Source organism: Terrabacter koreensis, from assembly GCF_054783315.1.
This window is the reverse complement of record NZ_BAAGQU010000004.1, coordinates 1,993,856-2,011,793: the sequence shown is the minus strand read 5'-3', so window position 1 is coordinate 2,011,793 and position 17,938 is coordinate 1,993,856. Positions and strand designations below refer to the sequence as shown.

Sequence of the window (17,938 nt, the reverse complement as noted above, 5' to 3'; positions counted from 1 at the left end):
TTTCGCTCTCTGGGATTGCGACGGCACTAGGGTCGAGGTGTGCGCGTCGACATCCTCAGCAAGGAGTACCCGCCCGCCATCTACGGAGGCGCCGGCGTCCACGTGGCCGAGCTCGTCCGGGCGCTGCGGGCCCGCGGCGACATCGACGTGCAGGTGCGCTGCTTCGGCGCGCCGCGCGACGAGGCCGGCACGACGGCATACGCCGACCTCACCGAGCTGGCGAGCAGCAACGCAGCCATGCAGACGCTCGGCGTCGACGTCGCCATGGCCGGCGACTGCGTGGGCGCCGACCTCGTGCACTCCCACACGTGGTACGCCAACATGGCCGGGCACCTCGCGTCGCTCCTCGGAGGTATGCCGCACGTCGTGACCGCGCACTCGCTCGAGCCGATGCGGCCCTGGAAGGCCGAGCAGCTCGGTGGCGGCTACCGCGTGTCGTCATGGGCCGAGCGCACCGCCTACGAGTCGGCCGCCGGTGTCGTGGCCGTCAGCGCGGGCATGCGTGACGACATCCTGCGCAGCTACCCGTCGCTCGACCCGTCGCGAGTCCACGTGGTGCACAACGGGATCGACGCGCAGCTGTGGCAGGCCGATCGCTCAAGCGAGGCCGCCGACATCGTCCGCAAGCACGGCGTCGACCCCGACAAGCGGTCGGTCGTCTTCGTCGGGCGCATCACCCGCCAGAAGGGCCTGCCCTACCTGCTCCGGGCCTGCGCCCAGCTGCCGCCGGACGTCCAGATCGTGCTCTGCGCCGGCGCGCCCGACACCCCCGAGATCCTGGCCGAGGTCGAGGGGCTGATGAACGAGCTGCGGGACCAGCGCGACGGTGTCGTGTGGATCCCCGACATGCTGCCGCGCAACGAGGTCGTCGCCCTGCTGAGCCACGGCACCGTCTTCGCGTGCCCCTCGGTCTACGAGCCGCTCGGCATCGTCAACCTCGAGGCCATGGCGTGCGAGCTCGCGGTGGTGGCCACCGCGACCGGTGGCATCCCCGAGGTCGTCGTGGACGGCGAGACCGGCTGGCTCGTGCCCATCGAGCAGGTGACCGACGGCACCGGAACCCCGGTCGACCCCGACCGGTTCGTCTCCGACCTGGCTGCGGCCCTCACCGACGCGGTGTCCGACGTCGACCGGGCGCGCGCCTTCGGGCAGGCCGGCCGCGCGCGAGCGGTCGACTCCTTCTCGTGGGCGTCGATCGGTGACCGCACCCTCGAGGTCTACCGGGCAGTCCTCGGCGGCTGATGCCGGCAGGCTTCACCGCACGATCCGACTGGGCCGATGCCCCACGATCGCTGGTCCGCGCGGTCGAGCGAGTCCTGGACGCGCCGATCGTCGGGGTCGAGGCCGTCCACGGCGGCATGGCGCCCGGGCCGGCGGCGGTCCTGGCGTTGGGTGACGGACGCCAGGTCTTCGCGAAAGCCGTTGCAGCCCAACAGAGTGCGAAGGCGCACGGGCTCTACACGCGCGAGATCGAGGTGCTCGCACGAGTCCCCGACGACGTGCCGCACGCCCCTCTCGTGGCGCACGTGGTGCACGGCGACTGGGTCGTCATCGTGACCGAGGCCGCATCGGGGAGGGCCGTGGGGCCGCCGTGGCGGTCGCAGCACCTGGCCGCGGCCACCAAGGCGGTGGCAGTCCTCTCCACGCACACCGACGTGCACGGACTCCCGCCGGCGGTCGACCGCCTCCCCGCGCTCGACGGCTGGGAGCTCCTCGCCGAGCGTCCGGATGCCGGCGAGGTGCTCGATCCCTGGGAACGGGAGCACCTCGGCCCGCTCGTCGCCATGAGCCGCGGCTGGCGCACTTGGACCGCGGGCCGGCACGCGGTCCACCTCGACGTCCGGTGCGACAACGTCGTGGAGCACGACGAGGGCGTCTGGCTCGTCGACTGGGCGCATGCGGCGATCGGAGCGCCGTGGCTCGACACGGCCTGCCTGGCCGCCGACGTCGTGGCCTGCGGGCATGTGGGGGGAGACGCGGTGGCCCTGCGCGCCGCCAAGGGAATCCTCTCCGGACTGCCTTACGAGGCAATACGATTTGTCGTCGCGATGACCGGCATGTTCCGGCACAACTCGCTGCGCGACCCGGTCCCGTCCGCTCCGACCATGCGCGCCTGGCAGGCCCGGCGGGCCCGCGCCCTGCGCCCGCTGGTCGAGGCGCTCGTCACCCGATGAGGCGTCCCGCCAGGGAGTAGGTCGCCCCGGTCACCTCGGCCGGACCTCCGAGGATCATCTGCAGCAGGTCCCGCGGCTTCGGGTAGTCCGGGCCGAGCGCGGCGAGGTAGGCGTCGTGGGCCTCGAGCGAGGCGACGGCGGCCTCGAAGTGGTCGGACGTGTCGACGAAGTGGGTCGGCTCGGGATCCGCGGTGACGAACAGCTGCTTGACCTGCCACGGCTCGTGCCCCTCGTCGAGCAGGTCGGGAAAGATCCACCGGTTGCCCGCGTCGGCCTTCGCGTCCACGGTGGCGAGCCCGACCGCGCGGTGGTCGGCCTGGTTGACGAACCCGCCGGGGAAGTGGTCGGCGTACGTCGTCGAGACCACGAGGTCGGGGCGCCGGATGCGGATCTCGCGGGCGATCGCGCGCCGGAGCGGCAACCCGTACTCGACGACGCCGTCGGTGAAGCCGTCGAGGAACTCCACGACGTCGACCCCGACCCGGGCCGCCCCCTCGCGCTCCTCGCGCTCGCGCAGCGGCCCGGCCTCCGCCGGCGCGATGGTGTCGATGCCGGCCTCGCCGCGGGTGACGAGCAGGTAGGTCACCGTCTTGCCGGCCCGCACCCACTTGTCGACCGCGGCGGCCGTGCCGTACTCGAGGTCATCGGGGTGCGCGACGACGCAGAGCACGGTGTCGAAGGTCGTCTCGTCGAGGGGGGTCAGGCGGGGGCGCTCGGTCTTCTCGCTCTGGTGGGTCACGGGACAAATCTAGGGTTCCTTGGCCCGTGACCGGCCGGATGTGACGATGGAGCATGCTGACCATCGAACTCGCCCGACGGCTCACCGACGCCGGCCTCGTCTGGCAGCCCAGCTCGGGCGACCGTTTCGTCGTCCCGGTGAACGGCATGGAGGAGGACGTCTTCGTCATCAGCGAGATCACCGTCGACGTGCACCACTTCAAGACGGGCGACGTCATCGGCTTCAACGGCACGACCGAGTGGGCGCTCGACAGCGTCGAGCAGGACAAGGTCGTGTGGCTGCCCCGCGAGGACCAGCTGCGTGACCTGCTCGGCGACGCGTTCGTCTCGCTGGAGCGCCTCGAGGGCGGGTATGCCGTCACGATCCGCGGGGCGCACGACGACCTCGAGCGCCACGTCGACATCGACGCCGAGCGCGCCTACGCGCGCGCAGTGACGGCCGTCCTCGGCTCGTCGGCACCGGACGAGGAGCAGTCCGCCTAAGCCGGACGCCAGCCGGCGATCGTCATGACCGCGACGTTGGTCGCGTCGGCGAGCGCCGAGTCGGCGTCGGCCGCGAGGCTGCGCAGGAGCATCCCCCGGCCAGCCGCAGTGCCGGCGTCCAGCCCGCTCGAGCCGAGCGAGGTCAGGCCTGCCGTCCGGTGCGCCAGGCGTGACAGGTTGGCGGCGAGGGCCATGATGCGCAGGGCGCGGCCGGGGGTCGCGGGCGGGATGCCCCAGAGCGCGGTGTCGAGGTCGGCCTGCGCCTCGGCGCGGGCCTCGTCGCCCCACGGATGGCCACCGACCTGCTCGAAGCGGGCGGTGTGCTCGCGCAGCCGGTGCATCAGCTCGCGCTCGACGTCGCGCAGGTCGAGCATCTCCATGCGGTGCCGCGGCACGGGGTCGGCCTCGTAGGCCGTCCAGTCCGCGCGGACGCCGATGTCGCCCTCCGGCCCGAACTCCGACAGCGTCGGCACGAGCACACCACCGATGCCGGCGACGAAGACGCACTCGCCGGCGTCGGCGGCGTGGGCAGTCGCGGCCGCCGAGCCACGCGGCATACGGCTGAGGTCGCCCGGCCGGGGGAGCGCGACGAAGAGTGCCTGCTCGCCGAGGTCGCGCCAGACGTCGAGCCGGGCCAGGTCACCGGCCACGTGGTCGAGGTCGGGGAAGGCCCGGGTCAGCGCCTCCGACGTCGTCGGACCTCCGTGCCACGACGCCGTGACCCACAGGGCGAGGCGGACGGAGGCAGGCAGCTCGGGCACGTCGTCATCGTAGGGGTGCGCCGCACCGGTGCCCGGTGACCGTGTCATAGGGTCTGGTCCATGAGTGACGTCCTCGCCTTCGCCGGAGTCACCGTTCGCCGCGGTGCGACGACGCTGCTCGACGACGTCACCTGGGAGGTGGAGGAGGGCGAGCGCTGGGTCGTGCTGGGCGCCAACGGTGCCGGCAAGACGACGCTGCTGCAGATCGCCGCCGCCCGCATGCACCCGACGTCCGGCGTCGCCGGCATTCTCGGCGAGGTCCTCGGCGCGGTCGACGTCTTCGAGCTGCGGCCTCGCGTCGGGCTCGCGAGCTCGTCGATGGCCGAGCGCATCCCGCCGTCGGAGCTCGTCGGCAACGTCGTCGTCACCGCCTCCTACGGCATCATCGGCCGCTGGCGCGAGACGTACGACCACATGGACTACGTGCGCGCGATGGAGCTGCTCAAGGCGCTCGGCGCCGACCACCTCGCAGACCGGGCGTTCGGCACCCTCAGCGAGGGGGAGCGCAAGCGCGTGCAGATCGCGCGAGCGCTGATGACCGACCCCGAGCTCATGCTGCTCGACGAGCCGGCCGCAGGTCTCGACCTCGGTGGCCGCGAGGACCTCGTGCGCCGGCTCGGTGACCTCGCCGCCGACACCGAGGCGCCGGCGATGGTGCTCGTCACCCACCACGTCGAGGAGATCCCACCGTCGTTCACCGACGTGCTGATGATCCGCGACGGCAAGGTCGTGGCCGCCGGACCCATTCCGCTCACCCTCACGGCCGAGAACCTCAGCGCCACCTTCGGGTTGCCGCTCGTGCTCGAGCAGCACGGTGAGCGCTGGTCGGCTCGCGCCGAGTCCTGATCGCAACCCGCGACCGCCCGCGATTCGTAGGTCCTCGAAGGGAACTGAGGCAGAATCGAGAGCGTCACAGGTGTGACGCACGAGACGTCGGTGTCTTCACGGTGCCGGCTCGACGATATGGGGCTACTGGTGTTCGAGGGCTACGCGTGGCTGGTCTGGCTGGGGGTGGCGCTCGTCCTCGTCGCCATCGAGGCCGCGACCGTCGACTTCACCTTCCTCATGCTGGCCGGCGGCGCGGTGGGCGGCTCGGTCGCTGCCGCGTTCGGTGCCCCGCCCGTCGTGCAGGCGGTCGTCGCGGCCCTGGTCGCGGTCGCCCTGCTCGCCATCGTGCGTCCCTGGTTGGTGAAACGCTTTCAGGCCAACACCCCACAGCAGCTCATGGGCGCGGCCGCCAACATCGGCCGGTCGGCGGTCGCCCTCGACCGCGTCAGCCCTGCGGGCGGCACGGTCAAGCTCGCCGGCGAGACCTGGTCGGCCCGCACCCTCGGCGACAGCATCGAGCCGGGTGAAGAGGTGGTCGTCGACTCGATCGACGGCGCCACCGCCGTCGTCAGCCGCGCTCGCCTCGTCGGCGAGTGAGACCGACGAACCGTCCGGGCCGCCCGGTCCGGACGCCCAGACCACGCGTCCTCGGGGGCGCACAGAGCAGGGAGTAGTCCGTGGACCCGGTACTCATCATCCCGATCCTCATCGTGATCGTGGCCATCGTCGTGGTGCTGCGCACGGTGCGCATCGTGCCGCAGCAGACGGCCCAGATCGTCGAGCGGCTCGGCAGCTACAACAAGACCCTCACGGCCGGCATCCACTTCCTGGTGCCGTTCGTCGACAAGGTCCGGGCGAACATCGACCTCCGTGAGCAGGTCGTGTCGTTCCCGCCCCAGCCCGTCATCACCTCCGACAACCTCGTCGTGAGCATCGACACCGTCATCTACTACTCCGTCATCGACGCCAAGGCGGCCGTCTACGAGATCGCCAACTTCATCCAGGGCATCGAGCAGCTGACGGTCACGACCCTCCGCAACGTCATCGGCTCGCTCGACCTCGAGCAGACGCTGACGAGCCGCGACCAGATCAACGGCCAGCTGCGCGGAGTCCTCGACGAGGCCACCGGCAAGTGGGGCATCCGCGTCAACCGTGTCGAGCTCAAGGCCATCGACCCGCCCCACTCGGTGCAGGACTCGATGGAGAAGCAGATGCGCGCCGAGCGCGACCGTCGTGCGGCCATCCTCACCGCCGAGGGCGTCAAGCAGTCGGCCATCCTCACCGCCGAGGGTGAGAAGCAGAGCCAGATCCTGCGCGCCGAGGGTTCCGCCCAGGCGCGCATCCTCGAGGCCCAGGGCCAAGCGCGCGCCATCCAGCAGGTCTTCTCGGCCATCCACCGCGGCAAGCCGACCCAGAAGCTGCTCGCCTACCAGTACCTCCAGGTGCTGCCGCAGCTCGCGCGCGGCGACAGCAACAAGATGTGGATCGTCCCCTCCGAGCTGACCGACGCCCTCAAGGGCATCGGCAGCGCCCTCGGTGGCACCGAGCCGCGGCAGGGCGACGACGACGAGCCGTGGGTGCCGACGACGGACGCCGAGGAGGACGCCTTCGCCGAGACGATCCTCGAGGACTCCGCCAAGGCCCTCGCCGAGGCCCGTGGCCAGGCGGCCGCCGCCAGCGCCGAGTCGACCGAGCACGCCGCCCCCATCGGTCGGCAGCAGCCTCCGGTCCGCCCCGGCGGAGCCGACGTCCCGCCGCCGCCAGCAGCAGCCCCGCCGACGCCCGGAGCCCTGCCGCCGGCGCCGCCTGCGTCGCCGCCGGCCGACATCGCGGCCCCCGAGGACCTTCCGGGGTCCAGCCCCGAGCCGCCCACCCAGCGCTGACCCCGGCGCTCCACGGACCGCCACCACGGCGACACCCGGTCACCCTCTGTAGGGTGGCCGGGTGTCGTTCTGGTCCGCCGTCGCCATCACTCTCGCGGGCACCGGGGCGGGACTGATCAACACGATCGTCGGCTCGGGGACGCTCATCACCTTCCCGACCCTGCTGTTCTTCGGGGTCAACCCGCTCGTCGCCAACGTGTCCAACAACATCGGGCTCGTCGCAGGCGGCATCACGGGCTCCTGGGGCTACCGGCACGAGCTCGGTGGCCAGGCCCCGACGCTGCGCCGCCTCATGCCCCTGTCGTTCGTCGGCTCCGTGGTCGGGGCCGGGCTGCTGCTCGTGCTGCCGGCGACCGCGTTCCGCGCGATCGTGCCGGTGCTCATCCTCGTCGCCCTCGTGCTCGTGCTGGCCGGTCCACGCATCCAGGCCCGGGCGCACCCCGAGGGGGTGGACACCCGTCCGCCGGCCTGGCACGCCCCGGCCATCGGGGTCGGCGTCTTCGTCGCCGGCGTCTACGGCGGCTACTTCGGCGCGGCCCAGGGCGTCCTGCTCATGGGCCTGTTCAGTGCCCTCAGCCTCGAGCCGCTGCAGCGGCTCAACGGCTACAAGAACGTGCTGTCGCTCATCGTGAACTTCGTGGCCGCAACGGTGTTCGTCATCTTCGCCCGTGACCACATCGACTGGCTGGTCGTCCTGCTCATCGCCGTCGGCGCCTTCGTCGGCGGCATCATCGGCGCCCGGGTGGGGCGACGCATCCCGCCCAACGCGCTGCGTGCGCTGATCATCACGATCGGCCTCGTCGCCGTGGTCAAGCTCGTCTGGTTCCCCTGACCATCCGCCACGGCCACGGCGCGACCGGGGCCTGCACCCGCCGGTGACGGCGCCCCCTCGTGACGGCACTAGCCTGACGGGCGTGCCGATCGAGATCACCGACCCCGCCGACCCCCGGCTCGCCGACTACGTCGCCCTGACCGACGTCGTGCTGCGGCGGCGCACCGAGCCCGAGCGGGGCCTCTACATCGCCGAGAGCCAGAAGGTGATCCGCAGGGCCCTGCGGGCGGGGCACCGGCCGCGGTCCTACCTCATGGCGCGGCGCTGGCTCGACGACCTGGCGGACATCGTCGCCGACGCGGAGGCGCAGGGCATCCCGGTCTACTTCGGCGAGCACGACGTCATCGAGCAGCTGACCGGCTTCCACCTCCACCGTGGCGCCCTGGCCGCCATGCAGCGCCCCGTCCTGCCCGACGTCGAGTCCCTGCTCGCCGGTGCGCGACGTGTCGTCGTGCTGGAGGACGTCGTCGACCACACGAACGTCGGAGCGATCTTCCGGAGCGCCGCCGCCCTCGGCGTCGACGCCGTGCTCATCACCCCGCGATGCGCCGACCCGCTCTACCGCCGCTCGATCCGGGTGTCGATGGGCACCGTGTTCCAGGTGCCGTGGACGCGCATCGACCCGTGGCCGGGCGGCCTCGACCTGCTCAAGAAGGCCGGCCTCACGGTGGTGGCCATGGCCCTCACCGACGACTCCGTCTCACTCGACGAGCTCGAGGCCCATCCGCCCGAGCGGGTCGCGCTGGTGCTCGGCACCGAGGGCGACGGGCTCTCGCGTCACACGGTGCAGGGTGCCGACGTCACGGTGCGCATCCCGATGGCCGGCGGCGTCGACTCGCTGAACGTCGCGGCCGCGAGCGCCGTGGCGATGTGGGCCCTGCGGGCTCGCTGAGCCGAGTCCCGTTCGGGCTCAGGCGCGCACGAGCCGGTCGAGCAGCCGCTGCAGCTCCACCGCCGGGTCCTCGCACAGACCGCCGTGCACGGGGCCCGGCTGCACCACGGTCGATCGCGGGGCGATGATCCAGCCGAAGCGCTGGCCCTGCTTGTCGAGCGTCGGCAGGCCGCGTCCGGTCTCGCCGCGGCAGACGGCACGCACCCGGTCGAGCATCGAGCGGACGCCGTCGAGGTCGCACGTCGGGCACAGGGCCGCGGCCCGCGACTCGTCGATCTCCCAGGCGGCGTCGAGGAACCCGGTGTCCTGCGAGTAGAGGACGACTCCGACGTTGATGAACTCCTCGCGGTCGACGCGGGGGACGAGGCGGAGCAGGACGTACTGGTACGCGTTCACGCCGCGACCCCCGACGGCACCCACGCGAGGGGCCCGTCCAGGCGCGCACGCAGCATCCGGGCGTATGCCGCCCGCACCGCGTCCGGGTCGGCGAGGTAGGGCGTCGGCTCGAGCCACTCGTCGGGCACCTCGGCGATGACCGCCGCGAGGGCGGCGGGGTCGAGCCGGGCCGCCAGCTCGTCGTGCCTGCGCGCGACGTCACCGGCGACGTCGCGCAGCACGTGCTTGCTCGCGTCGAAGGGCTGCGCCGCGAAGCGCTCGGGCGACGGCTCCTTGCCGGGCCACGAGTGGTGGAAGTAGAGGGCCGCACCGTGGTCGATGGCCCAGGTGCGCCCGTGCCAGACCAGCAGGTTGGGGTTGGCCCACGTGCGGTCGACGTTCGCCGTCAGCGCGTCGAGCCAGACGACCCGCTCGGCGAGGTCGGCGTCGGGCGGGCGCGAGCCGTCGTAGCCGAGAGAGCCGGGCAGGAAGTCGACGCCGAGGTTGGTGCCGACCGAGGCGGTGAGCAGGTCCTGGACCTCCTCGTCGGCCTCGTAGCGGGCGATGCGCGGGTCGAGCCGGACGACGGCGAGGTCGGGCACCGGCACCTCGAGCAGCCGGGCGATGCCGGCGACGAGCACCTCGGCCACGAGCACCTTGAGGCCCTGCCCGGCACCCCGGAACTTGAGCACGTAGGTGCCGTCGTCGCTGGCCTCGACGATGCCGGGGAGCGAGCCGCCCTCCTTGAGCGGCGTCACGTAGCGGGTGGCGGTCAGCTCGGGCAGCACGCCGGTCAGCCTAGTGGCCGCTCGAGGTCGAGCACGGAGGCCCGGGCCCAGAGCCGGCCGAGGAGCATCGCGGCGACGCCGTAGAGGCAGGCGAATGCGATGAGCGGCCACCAGGCCAGGCCGGTGGACGGCAGCACCAGGGCGCCGAGCGCCGCGGCGGCCACCATGCCCGCGTTGTAGACGACGTCGTACGCCGAGAAGGCGCGGCCCAGCAGGTGGTCGTCGACGTGCGCCTGCATGAGCGAGTCGACGGTGATCTTGACGCACTGCGACGTGAAGGCGACGACGAAGGCGACGACGACGATGCTCCATGGGCTGAGGAAGGGACCCAGCACGGCGCAGACGAGGGCGCCGAGCGCGAGCATGCGGGCGGCATACGGCACGGCGGTGAGGCGCGGGGCCAGCCACGGGGTGACGAACGCGGCCGAGGCGAAACCGACGGCGGAGGCGCCGGCGGCGATGCCGAAGCCGAGGGCGCCGCGACCCTGCTCGAACGGGCCGCGGAAGAGCAGCAGCGTCTGCAGCAGCAGGAAGCCGAACGGCAGGCGCGTCAGGAAGACGAGCACGAGCAGCAGGCGAGCCTTGCGCGGCAGCGTGCGCACGGCTTCGACGAGGCCGCTCACCACCGAGCGGGTGATGTGCCCGACCGAGGGCGCCCCGCTCGTGTCGTCGGGCCCGATGAACGGCAGACGGGTCGCCGCCCACGCGGCCACGACCACACCCACCGCGGCGAGCAGCACGTCGAGGACGTCGCTGCCTCCAGCGGCACGCAGGCCCGTGCCGACACCGCCACCGAGGAGGTACGCGAGTGAACCGCACGTCGGGGCAACGGAGTTCGCGCTCACGAGCGACGAACGGGGCACGACGTGCGGCATGGCCGAGCCGAGGCCGGCGAGGATGAAGCGGTTGACGGAGAAGACGACGAGGACCAGGACGAAGAAGGCCGGCCCCGTCTCCGCTCCCGTGACCAAGCCGGTCACCCCCAGGATGGCCGCGGCTCGCACGAGCTGGCTGACGACGAGGACGCGGCGACGTGGCCAGCGGTCGAGGAGCACACCGACGAAGGGCCCGAGCGCGCTGTAGGGAAGGAGCACGAGGGCGAACGCCACCGCGATGCCCTGGGCGTCGGCGGCCTTCTCGGGGTTGAACAGCACGTGGCTCGCGAGCGCCACCTGGAAGATGCCGTCGCTGAAGGAGGAGGTGACGCGTGCGACGAACAGGCGTCGGAACCCTCGGCCCCGGAGCAGGGTCCACAGGGCACGCAGGAAGGTCACGCGGCACAGACTAGGGCCCGGCGGCCCCGGGTCGTCCGAGGGCCGCTGCCGCGCGCTGCGGTCGCCTCGTCAGGCGCTGCCGTCGAGCACGGCCTGCTGGGCGCCGAGCGCGAGCGGGGCATGGGACCTCGGGGCGTCGGGGAGCCGGGCGGCCACCTCGGCGATGAGGGGGAGGGCGTCGGCGATGCGTGTGCGGGCCGAGGCGTCCAGCGACTCCAGCGCCGAGGCCATCGCGTGGGCGCGCTGGTCGCGCCACAGCTCGACGGCCGCTCGCGCGTGGGCCGTCAGGTGCAGCCGGGCGACGCGTCGGTCGCGGTCGTCACGCTCGCGCACGACCACGTCGAGCGCCACGAGCTGGCCGACCAGCGTCGAGACGGTGTTCGGGGCGAGCCCCAGGGCGGCGGCGGCATCGGCCACGGCCACCCCGGGGTTGCGGCGGATCACGCGGACCAGCTCGAGCTGGGCGCCGGAGAGGTCGAGCTCGGGCAAGGGTGCGCCGACGAGCCGGCGCGAGCGGCGGCGCACCAGGCCCAGGACGTCGTAGAGGTCGTCGGCGAGCGTGTGGGAGGGGCTCTCGCTGCGGTGCGGCTGGCTCACCCCGCCAGACTAGTTCGCCGACGCGGCCCGCTCAGGAAGTGACGCCGATTCGGTGTCTCGTGCACCGGACGCGTACGCGTGGCTGGCGGCCACGATCCCGGCCACGACCTCGAGCTCGGCGGCGTCGCGGGGGCCGAAGACCATGACGAAGCCCGGCGTCAGGCGACCACCGGCCCATGGGTGGGGCGTGCCCCAGCCGTGCGCGACGAGGTCCGCCGCCTGTGCCGCGGGCAGGGCGAGGTGGAGCGAGCCGTCGTACGCCGGGTGCAGGTGGGCGAACTCGCGGACCTCGGGGACGAGGAACGCCTCGTCGGGACCCGCCCCCTGCTCGAGCAGGAGTCCCCGGGCGCCCGGCACGGAGATGCGGGACGGCCCCGAGGTGACGTCGGCGAAGGCGCTGATGCGCGCGTAGAGCTGCTCCTGCAGCTCGGCCGGAGCGTTGTCGGACTGCTGTTGCTGGGGGATGGACCACGCGACGTCGGGTCGTGAGCCGGCGCGGTGGGGGAGGGAGCCGCCCGCGACGGTGGGCCAGGCGACGTCCGCAGGGACCCCGACCGGCACCGACCCCCGCTGGAGCACGTGCGAGAGACGGGCCTGCACCCACTCGGACAGCTGTCGCAGCGACGTCGGAGTGATGCCGTGGCCGCCGGGGTCGCGGTGCGCCCACGTGGGAGCCCCCGACTCGCCGAGCAGGTAGGTCCAGGTGCGGTCGAGCAGCTCGCGCGGGATGACGTGGTCGGCGTCGCCCTGGGCGACGAACATCGGCAGGTTGGCGAGCCGCCACGGCGTGACCGGCACTCCGGCGTCGAACGGCAGGGTGCCGTAGAGGATGGCCGCCCCGGCGTAGCGAGCGGGGTCGGCGAGCACGAGGCCCCCGGCGAAGGCGGCGCCGCCGCTGAAGCCGGCGAGCAGGACGGGGCGTCCGGCCGGCGCCACGTCGTCGAGCCACGTCCGGAACCAGGACATCGTGTCGGCAAGGGACTCGGCGACCGGCCGGCCGATGCCCCGGTTGGCGAACCACGCGTAGCCGCCACCCTCGGCGATCGGGGCGCGCACCGCCGCGTAGGTCGCGCCACGAGGCAGGTGTGCCGCGAGCGAGATGATCTCGCGCTCGTGGGAGCCACGCCCGTGCAGCAGGACCACCAGCGGTGCGTCGGGGTCGTCGCTCCCGGCGTACGCGACGGCGGGTGGGGCGAACGACGTGCTCATGGGGACCTCTCGACGGTAGTTGCGTGTTCAACCACGATGGCATGACTTGGTTGTAGCGTCAACTAAAGCGTAGGATGGTCTCATGGACACGAGATGGCTCGACGACGACGAGCGCGCGGCATGGCTCAGGCTGATGGCGGTGGTGGAGCTGCTCCCCGGGGCGCTCGACACCCAGCTGCGCCGCGACTCCGGCCTCTCGCACTTCGAGTACTTCGTCCTCGCCATGCTCTCCGAGGCCCCGGACCGGACCCTGCGCATGACCCAGCTCGGGCGCCTCACCAACGCCACGCTCACGCGTCTGTCGCACGTGTCGCGGCGCCTCGACGAGCGCGGGCTCATCGAGCGCTTCCAGTGCCCCGAGGACGGGCGAGCGACGAACGCCAGGCTCACCGAGAAGGGGTGGCAGACCGTCGTGCAGGCGGCTCCGGGGCACGTCGACAGGGTCCGCGCGACGGTGCTCGACGCCCTGACGCCCGAGCAGGTCGGCCAGCTGCGCGCCATCGCCGACGCCGTGCTGCCGCGGCTCGACCCCGAGCGGCGTCTCGCCGTGCTCTACGACGAGAGCGCTCCGGCCGACGTCGCCTCCTGACGACTCGCGTCACGACGCCCTGACGCCGGCACTGCGTCCGAACGAGAAAGGCCCCCGGGCTCCTGACGTGCAGGAACCCGAGGGCCTTTCGTTGGTGTCGAGGGGGGGACTTGAACCCCCACGCCCGTTAAGGGCACTAGCACCTCAAGCTAGCGCGTCTGCCATTCCGCCACCCCGACAAGGTGTGCAAGGGGCTCGTGGGATTCCCTTGCGGCGAGGCGAAACGTTAGCACGGGGCCACCCGAAAAGACCAAACGGCCCCGGCCGGCGCCCGCCGCTGCGGGACGGGCCGCACCCGCGGGTCCCGAGGAGGCGGCATACGCTGGCTCGCATGAGCCACGACGACGCAGACCGCCCCTCGCCGACCACGCTCGCACCGGAGGACGAGGTCGCCCGCATCTGCGCCGAGCTCATCCGCATCGACTCGTCGAACTACGGCGACGGATCGGGCCCGGGGGAGCGCAAGGCTGCCGAGTACGTCATGGGCGAGCTCGCCGAGGTCGGCCTCGAGGGGACGCTGCTCGAGAGCGAGCCGGGCCGGGCCACCGTCGTCGTGCGGCTCGACGGCGAGGACGGCTCGCGCCCCGGCCTCGCCGTGCACGGCCACCTCGACGTCGTGCCGGCCAACGCCGCCGACTGGCAGGTCGACCCCTTCGCCGCCGAGGAGCGCGACGGCTGCATCTGGGGTCGCGGCGCCGTCGACATGAAGGACATGGACGCGATGATCCTCGCGAACATCCGCCACTTCGCCCGCACCGGCACCAAGCCCGCCCGCGACACGACGTTCGTCTTCTTCGCCGACGAGGAGGCCGGCGGCACTCTCGGCAGCCACTGGCTCGTCGACCACCACCCGCAGTGGTTCGACGGCGTCACCGAGGCCGTCAGCGAGGTCGGCGGCTACAGCGTCACGGTGCCGACGCCGCAGGGCGAGCAGCGCGCGTACCTGCTCCAGACCGCCGAGAAGGGCATCGCCTGGCTGCGTCTGCACGCCCACGGCCGCGCCGGGCACGGCTCGGTGCCCAACGACGAGAACGCCATCGTGCGGCTCGCGGCGGCCATCGGACGCATCGCCGCCCACGAGTGGCCGCGCGAGTACATCGCGTCGGTGCGCGAGCTGCTCGACACGCTCGGCGCCATGACCGGCATCCCCGCCGCAGACGACCTCGAGCCGCTGCTGGGGACTCTCGGCGGCGCGCAGGGCTTCGTGCGCGGCACGCTGCGCGACACGGCCAACGTCACGATGCTCGAGTCGGGCTACAAGCACAACGTCATCCCGCAGACCGCCTCTGCCGCCGTCGACTGCCGGTTCCTGCCGGGTCACGAGGAGTCGCTCATGGCGACGATCCGCGAGCTCGCGGGCGAGCACGTGGAGATCGAGGTCGTCCATCGCGACGTCGCCCTCGAGGCACCCTTCTCCGGCGACCTCGTCGAGGCGATGAAGCAGTCGCTGCTGCGCGAGGACCCTTCGGCCGCGGTGCTGCCCTACTGCCTCTCGGGCGGCACCGACAACAAGGCCCTCGGCCGTCTCGGTATCAACGGCTACGGCTTCGCGCCGCTGCGGCTGCCCGCCGACCTCGACTTCGCGCCGATGTTCCACGGCATCGACGAGCGCGTGCCCGTCGACTCGCTGCGCTTCGGCGCGCGGGTGCTCGGTGACTTCCTGCGCACCTGCTGAGAGGTCGCGGCGGCCCGCCCGGGTCAGGCCGTGCGCTCGACGCGCATGATGCGCCGGCGCAGCCACATCCGGCGCACGCCGCCCTCGTAGATCACGGTGCGGGACAGCTCCCAACGGCCGTACTCGGCGTGCTCGCGCACCGCCTGCCGCGCCTGGGCCTTGGACGTGTGGCGGTCGAACGTCAGGACCCGGTACTCGTACTCCGTCATCGCGGCCATTCTGACACCAACCGTGATCCCAACGAGACCGTATGCCGTGTGTCGCGGTCAGCGTGCCGCGATACCGTCGCTGGGTCATCCGAGGTCGCCGACGTCCCTCGACGCCGGTCACGGCGCGGGGGAACCGCCGGGCCGGGCCCGGCGTCAAGGGGCCCAGGAGGTCAACACACATGAAGTGGAACATCCGCCGCACCGCGGCAGCAGTCATCGTCCTTCCCGCCGTCCTCGGTGTCGCTGCCTGCGGCAAGAGCGACTCCCCGGCGCCGGCCACCGGCCAGACGGCCAGCCAGTCGTCGAGCGCCCCGACCAGCGACGCCCCCGCCGCCGGGCAGCCCTACAAGGACAAGGCCTCGTTCGTCGCCGCCATGAAGGCCGCCGGCAAGAACGCCACGACCGCCCACGTCACGATGGACATGGACGCCGCCGGCCAGAAGATCGCCATCACGGGTGACACGAAGATCGACGCCGCCAACCCGGCGATGAAGATGTCCATGGACATGGGCCCGTCGATGAAGCTCGACATGATCCTCGTCGACAAGAAGATCTTCATGAAGGGCTTCCCCGGCCTCGCCGCCGGCAAGTGGGCCGTCATCGACAGCAGCTCGACGATGGGCAAGCAGCTCGCCGAGTCGCTCAACCAGGCCGACCCGACGAAGATGTACGACCAGTTCGGCGCGGCCGTCACCGACGTCAAGTACGTCGGAGAGGACACCGTCGACGGCGACAAGGCCTTCAAGTACGACCTGGTGCTCGACACCAAGGCCATGCAGGCCCAGCTGCCGAGCAGCCAGCAGACCAAGCTGCCCGACACCATCACCTACACCGCGTGGCTCGACGAGAAGGACCAGCTGCGCAAGGTCACCTTCGACCTGATGGGCGTCAAGGCCAACATGACGATGGGCAAGTACGGCGAGCCCGTCGACATCAAGGCCCCGGCCGCCGCCGACACGGTCAAGGCGCCGCTCTGACCCTCGGGCACCAGCGGGGGTGAACGCCCCCCAACACCCGGTGACGGTCCCGCAGCGAGCGAGTCTCGCTGCGGGACCGTCTGCGTCCCGGCGAGGTCCGAGGGTGGTTTTGACCGCTCGGAATCACTGCCCTCCGTGCTCCGGGTCGACTACCGTCGAGGCATGACAGTGGATCCCCGCTCCGCCCTCGAGCAGCTGGTCGCCGCCCTGGAACGACACTACGAGGCCGCCAACGCGAGCCGGGACCCCGACCACCCCATGGTGATGGCTGCCGCCCAGGACCTCGCCGAGGCCTTCGACGACTACGACGAGGCGCTCTACGAGGCCACCGAGGTCGCGACGCCGCTCGCGATCTACGGCGACGACTTCGACGGCCACGAGGACGAGGACGGCACCGAGGGACGCGTCTACGCCGGGCTCGACTCGGACGACTACGACGACGATGACGACGACGACGAGGACGACGACGAGGACGACGACCTCGACGACGATGACGACGACGATGACGACGACCTGGACGACGAGCTGGACGGCGACCTCGAAGACGACGACTACGAGGACGAGGATGACGACGAGGACGACGTCGACGATGACGACGACGTCGAGGTCAGCAACGGGGCCGGTGCCCGCGCCTGAGCGCCGGCCCTAGGCCGACACGTCGTCGAGAGCTTCGACGATCTCGTCCGGGAGCACCAGCTCGAGGCTCGCGAGCGACGAGCGCAGCTGCGCGGCGGTGCGCGCCCCCACGATCGGCGCCGCGACACCCGGCCGGTCACGCACCCACGCGAGCGCCACCTCGCCGGGCTTCGCGCCCAGTCCGCGCGCGGCCATCGCCACGGCCTCGGCCACCCGTGCCGACTGCTCGCCGAGGAAGCGCTCGGCGAACCCCGGGAAGTCGACCGACGCCGCCCGCGACCCCGACGGGATGCCGTTGCGGTACTTGCCCGTCAGCACGCCCCGGCCCAGCGGCGACCAGGGGAGCAGCCCGAAGCCCAGAGCGGTGGCCGCCTGGCTCACCTCGTGCTCGGCGGTGCGGCACACCAGGGAGTACTCGATCTCGTTGGCCACCAGAGGGATTCGCGCGGATTCGAGCAGGCTGAAGGCTCGCGCGGACTGCCAGCCGGAGTAGTTGGACACGCCGACGTAGCGGGCACGCCCGGAGGACGCCGCCCACTCGAGGGCCGACAGCGTCTCCGAGAGTGGCACGTCGTCCGACCACGTGTGCACGAGCCAGAGGTCGACGTGGTCGGTGCCCAGCCGTCGCAGCGAGGTCTCGAGCTGGGACATGAGCCCGCGCCGCGACACGTCGACGTGACGCTCGCCGCGCGCGCGTGAGATGCCGGCCTTGGTGCAGATGACGAGGTCGTCGCGCGGCACCGCGGTGTCGATCAGCGCTCCGAGGATCGTCTCGGCGTCGCCGCCCCCGTAGCCGTATGCCGTGTCGACGAGGTTGCCCCCGGCCTCGGCGAACGCACGCAGGTGGTCACCGGCCTCGTGCCGGTCGACCGCGTTGCCCCAGAGCATGGTCCCGAGGGCGAGGGGGGTGACCGAGAGACCGGACGAGCCGAGACGCCTGCGCATGCACGGAACGGTAGTGGGCGACACCGCGATCCCGCCGTCCGGCACGGCCGGCGCCACGCCGATAGCCTGCCCA

General features: G+C 72.3%; 21 protein-coding genes and 1 tRNA gene. 12 read left to right on the top strand and 10 right to left on the bottom strand.

Going from position 1 to position 17,938, the window contains the following annotated elements; genetic code table 11:
• Positions 1 to 39 precede the first annotated feature (39 nt).
• Both glgA and ACYVNR_RS12175 read left to right on the top strand, forming a co-directional pair.
• On the top strand, positions 40 to 1,242 hold the full coding sequence (glgA, locus tag ACYVNR_RS12180; protein WP_461048261.1) for a glycogen synthase: 1,203 nt from the start codon (positions 40 to 42) through the stop codon (positions 1,240 to 1,242).
• Positions 1,242 to 2,174 carry a phosphotransferase family protein gene (locus ACYVNR_RS12175; RefSeq protein ID WP_461048260.1) on the top strand — a complete coding sequence of 311 codons (933 nt, stop codon included), beginning with the start codon at positions 1,242 to 1,244 and terminating at the stop codon, positions 2,172 to 2,174. The genes glgA and ACYVNR_RS12175 overlap by 1 nt, the downstream gene beginning before the upstream one ends.
• On the opposite strand, the gene ACYVNR_RS12170 is transcribed toward ACYVNR_RS12175, so the two are convergent.
• Complete coding sequence (locus tag ACYVNR_RS12170) at positions 2,164 to 2,913, bottom strand: PIG-L deacetylase family protein (protein ID WP_461048259.1); 750 nt, start codon at positions 2,911 to 2,913, stop codon at positions 2,164 to 2,166. The genes ACYVNR_RS12175 and ACYVNR_RS12170 overlap by 11 nt on opposite strands.
• 53 nt (positions 2,914 to 2,966) lie before the next feature.
• On the opposite strand from ACYVNR_RS12170, the gene ACYVNR_RS12165 reads away from it, so the two are divergent.
• Positions 2,967 to 3,395, top strand: a complete 429-nt coding sequence (locus ACYVNR_RS12165) for a pilus assembly protein CpaE (RefSeq protein ID WP_461048258.1) — start codon at positions 2,967 to 2,969, stop codon at positions 3,393 to 3,395.
• Here ACYVNR_RS12165 and ACYVNR_RS12160 read toward each other — a convergent pair.
• Positions 3,392 to 4,156 carry a hypothetical protein gene (locus tag ACYVNR_RS12160; protein WP_461048257.1) on the bottom strand — a complete coding sequence of 255 codons (765 nt, stop codon included), beginning with the start codon at positions 4,154 to 4,156 and terminating at the stop codon, positions 3,392 to 3,394. The genes ACYVNR_RS12165 and ACYVNR_RS12160 overlap by 4 nt on opposite strands.
• A gap of 60 nt (positions 4,157 to 4,216) precedes the next feature.
• On the opposite strand from ACYVNR_RS12160, the gene ACYVNR_RS12155 reads away from it, so the two are divergent.
• From ACYVNR_RS12155 to ACYVNR_RS12135, 5 genes are all read left to right on the top strand, one after another.
• The gene (locus tag ACYVNR_RS12155; protein ID WP_045188167.1) at positions 4,217 to 5,002 is read left to right on the top strand and encodes an ABC transporter ATP-binding protein; all 786 of its coding nucleotides are present in this window, start codon (positions 4,217 to 4,219) and stop codon (positions 5,000 to 5,002) included.
• Positions 5,003 to 5,119: 117 nt separating this feature from the next.
• The gene (locus ACYVNR_RS12150; RefSeq protein ID WP_045188164.1) at positions 5,120 to 5,581 is read left to right on the top strand and encodes an NfeD family protein; all 462 of its coding nucleotides are present in this window, start codon (positions 5,120 to 5,122) and stop codon (positions 5,579 to 5,581) included.
• An 80-nt stretch (positions 5,582 to 5,661) separates the two neighbouring features.
• On the top strand, positions 5,662 to 6,867 hold the full coding sequence (locus ACYVNR_RS12145; RefSeq protein ID WP_461048256.1) for an SPFH domain-containing protein: 1,206 nt from the start codon (positions 5,662 to 5,664) through the stop codon (positions 6,865 to 6,867).
• A gap of 61 nt (positions 6,868 to 6,928) precedes the next feature.
• Positions 6,929 to 7,699 carry a sulfite exporter TauE/SafE family protein gene (locus ACYVNR_RS12140; protein WP_045188160.1) on the top strand — a complete coding sequence of 257 codons (771 nt, stop codon included), beginning with the start codon at positions 6,929 to 6,931 and terminating at the stop codon, positions 7,697 to 7,699.
• 82 nt (positions 7,700 to 7,781) lie between these two features.
• Positions 7,782 to 8,591 (top strand): TrmH family RNA methyltransferase, encoded by an 810-nt coding sequence (locus ACYVNR_RS12135; protein ID WP_045188158.1) that lies wholly within the window; start codon positions 7,782 to 7,784, stop codon positions 8,589 to 8,591.
• Between the two features lie 18 nt (positions 8,592 to 8,609).
• On the opposite strand, the gene ACYVNR_RS12130 is transcribed toward ACYVNR_RS12135, so the two are convergent.
• The 5 genes from ACYVNR_RS12130 to ACYVNR_RS12110 all read right to left on the bottom strand — a co-directional run bounded on the left by ACYVNR_RS12130 (position 8,610) and on the right by ACYVNR_RS12110 (position 12,834).
• Positions 8,610 to 8,987, bottom strand: coding sequence for a DUF3037 domain-containing protein (locus ACYVNR_RS12130; protein WP_458799921.1), 378 nt, complete (start codon positions 8,985 to 8,987; stop codon positions 8,610 to 8,612).
• Positions 8,984 to 9,754 carry a HipA family kinase gene (locus ACYVNR_RS12125; protein WP_461048255.1) on the bottom strand — a complete coding sequence of 257 codons (771 nt, stop codon included), beginning with the start codon at positions 9,752 to 9,754 and terminating at the stop codon, positions 8,984 to 8,986. Before ACYVNR_RS12125 ends, ACYVNR_RS12130 begins: the two co-directional genes overlap by 4 nt.
• Before the next feature lie 5 nt (positions 9,755 to 9,759).
• Entirely contained in the window at positions 9,760 to 11,028 is a 1,269-nt protein-coding gene (locus ACYVNR_RS12120; protein ID WP_045188152.1) for an MFS transporter, read from the bottom strand.
• 69 nt (positions 11,029 to 11,097) lie between these two features.
• A complete protein-coding gene (locus tag ACYVNR_RS12115) occupies positions 11,098 to 11,625 on the bottom strand; it encodes a MarR family transcriptional regulator (protein WP_045188151.1) in 528 nt (175 codons plus the stop codon).
• A gap of 9 nt (positions 11,626 to 11,634) precedes the next feature.
• Positions 11,635 to 12,834 (bottom strand): luciferase domain-containing protein, encoded by a 1,200-nt coding sequence (locus ACYVNR_RS12110; RefSeq protein ID WP_461048254.1) that lies wholly within the window; start codon positions 12,832 to 12,834, stop codon positions 11,635 to 11,637.
• 82 nt (positions 12,835 to 12,916) lie between these two features.
• Between ACYVNR_RS12110 and ACYVNR_RS12105 the strand changes: the two genes are divergently transcribed.
• Positions 12,917 to 13,423, top strand: a complete 507-nt coding sequence (locus tag ACYVNR_RS12105; RefSeq protein WP_461048253.1) for a MarR family winged helix-turn-helix transcriptional regulator — start codon at positions 12,917 to 12,919, stop codon at positions 13,421 to 13,423.
• Between the two features lie 92 nt (positions 13,424 to 13,515).
• On the opposite strand, the gene ACYVNR_RS12100 is transcribed toward ACYVNR_RS12105, so the two are convergent.
• Positions 13,516 to 13,602 (bottom strand) — tRNA-Leu (locus tag ACYVNR_RS12100).
• A 152-nt stretch (positions 13,603 to 13,754) separates the two neighbouring features.
• Between ACYVNR_RS12100 and ACYVNR_RS12095 the strand changes: the two genes are divergently transcribed.
• A complete protein-coding gene (locus ACYVNR_RS12095; RefSeq protein WP_461048252.1) occupies positions 13,755 to 15,098 on the top strand; it encodes a M20/M25/M40 family metallo-hydrolase in 1,344 nt (447 codons plus the stop codon).
• 23 nt (positions 15,099 to 15,121) lie between these two features.
• On the opposite strand, the gene ACYVNR_RS12090 is transcribed toward ACYVNR_RS12095, so the two are convergent.
• Entirely contained in the window at positions 15,122 to 15,307 is a 186-nt protein-coding gene (locus tag ACYVNR_RS12090) for a DUF5703 family protein (protein WP_034770947.1), read from the bottom strand.
• Between the two features lie 179 nt (positions 15,308 to 15,486).
• Here ACYVNR_RS12090 and ACYVNR_RS12085 point away from each other — a divergent pair, with 179 nt between their 5' ends.
• Both ACYVNR_RS12085 and ACYVNR_RS12080 read left to right on the top strand, forming a co-directional pair.
• Positions 15,487 to 16,284: an LppX_LprAFG lipoprotein gene (locus ACYVNR_RS12085; RefSeq protein ID WP_045188141.1), complete on the top strand. Its 798-nt coding sequence runs from the start codon at positions 15,487 to 15,489 to the stop codon at positions 16,282 to 16,284.
• Between the two features lie 162 nt (positions 16,285 to 16,446).
• On the top strand, positions 16,447 to 16,920 hold the full coding sequence (locus ACYVNR_RS12080) for a hypothetical protein (protein ID WP_461048251.1): 474 nt from the start codon (positions 16,447 to 16,449) through the stop codon (positions 16,918 to 16,920).
• A 9-nt stretch (positions 16,921 to 16,929) separates the two neighbouring features.
• Here the strand turns inward: ACYVNR_RS12080 and ACYVNR_RS12075 are convergent, their stop codons facing one another.
• Positions 16,930 to 17,865, bottom strand: a complete 936-nt coding sequence (locus tag ACYVNR_RS12075; protein ID WP_045188281.1) for an aldo/keto reductase — start codon at positions 17,863 to 17,865, stop codon at positions 16,930 to 16,932.
• Positions 17,866 to 17,938: the final 73 nt, after the last annotated feature.

Excerpts from the sequence above, each read along its gene's own strand:
- ACYVNR_RS12175 (WP_461048260.1), top strand. The coding sequence starts at position 1,242 with ATGCCGGCAGGCTTCACCGCACGATCCGACTGGGCCGATGCCCCACGA.
- ACYVNR_RS12165 (WP_461048258.1), top strand. The coding sequence starts at position 2,967 with ATGCTGACCATCGAACTCGCCCGACGGCTCACCGACGCCGGCCTCGTC.
- ACYVNR_RS12155 (WP_045188167.1), top strand. The coding sequence starts at position 4,217 with ATGAGTGACGTCCTCGCCTTCGCCGGAGTCACCGTTCGCCGCGGTGCG.
- ACYVNR_RS12150 (WP_045188164.1), top strand. The coding sequence starts at position 5,120 with ATGGGGCTACTGGTGTTCGAGGGCTACGCGTGGCTGGTCTGGCTGGGG.
- ACYVNR_RS12110 (WP_461048254.1), bottom strand. The coding sequence starts at position 12,834 with ATGAGCACGTCGTTCGCCCCACCCGCCGTCGCGTACGCCGGGAGCGAC.
- ACYVNR_RS12105 (WP_461048253.1), top strand. The coding sequence starts at position 12,917 with ATGGACACGAGATGGCTCGACGACGACGAGCGCGCGGCATGGCTCAGG.
- ACYVNR_RS12095 (WP_461048252.1), top strand. The coding sequence starts at position 13,755 with ATGAGCCACGACGACGCAGACCGCCCCTCGCCGACCACGCTCGCACCG.
- ACYVNR_RS12090 (WP_034770947.1), bottom strand. The coding sequence starts at position 15,307 with ATGACGGAGTACGAGTACCGGGTCCTGACGTTCGACCGCCACACGTCC.
- ACYVNR_RS12085 (WP_045188141.1), top strand. The coding sequence starts at position 15,487 with ATGAAGTGGAACATCCGCCGCACCGCGGCAGCAGTCATCGTCCTTCCC.
- ACYVNR_RS12080 (WP_461048251.1), top strand. The coding sequence starts at position 16,447 with ATGACAGTGGATCCCCGCTCCGCCCTCGAGCAGCTGGTCGCCGCCCTG.
- ACYVNR_RS12075 (WP_045188281.1), bottom strand. The coding sequence starts at position 17,865 with ATGCGCAGGCGTCTCGGCTCGTCCGGTCTCTCGGTCACCCCCCTCGCC.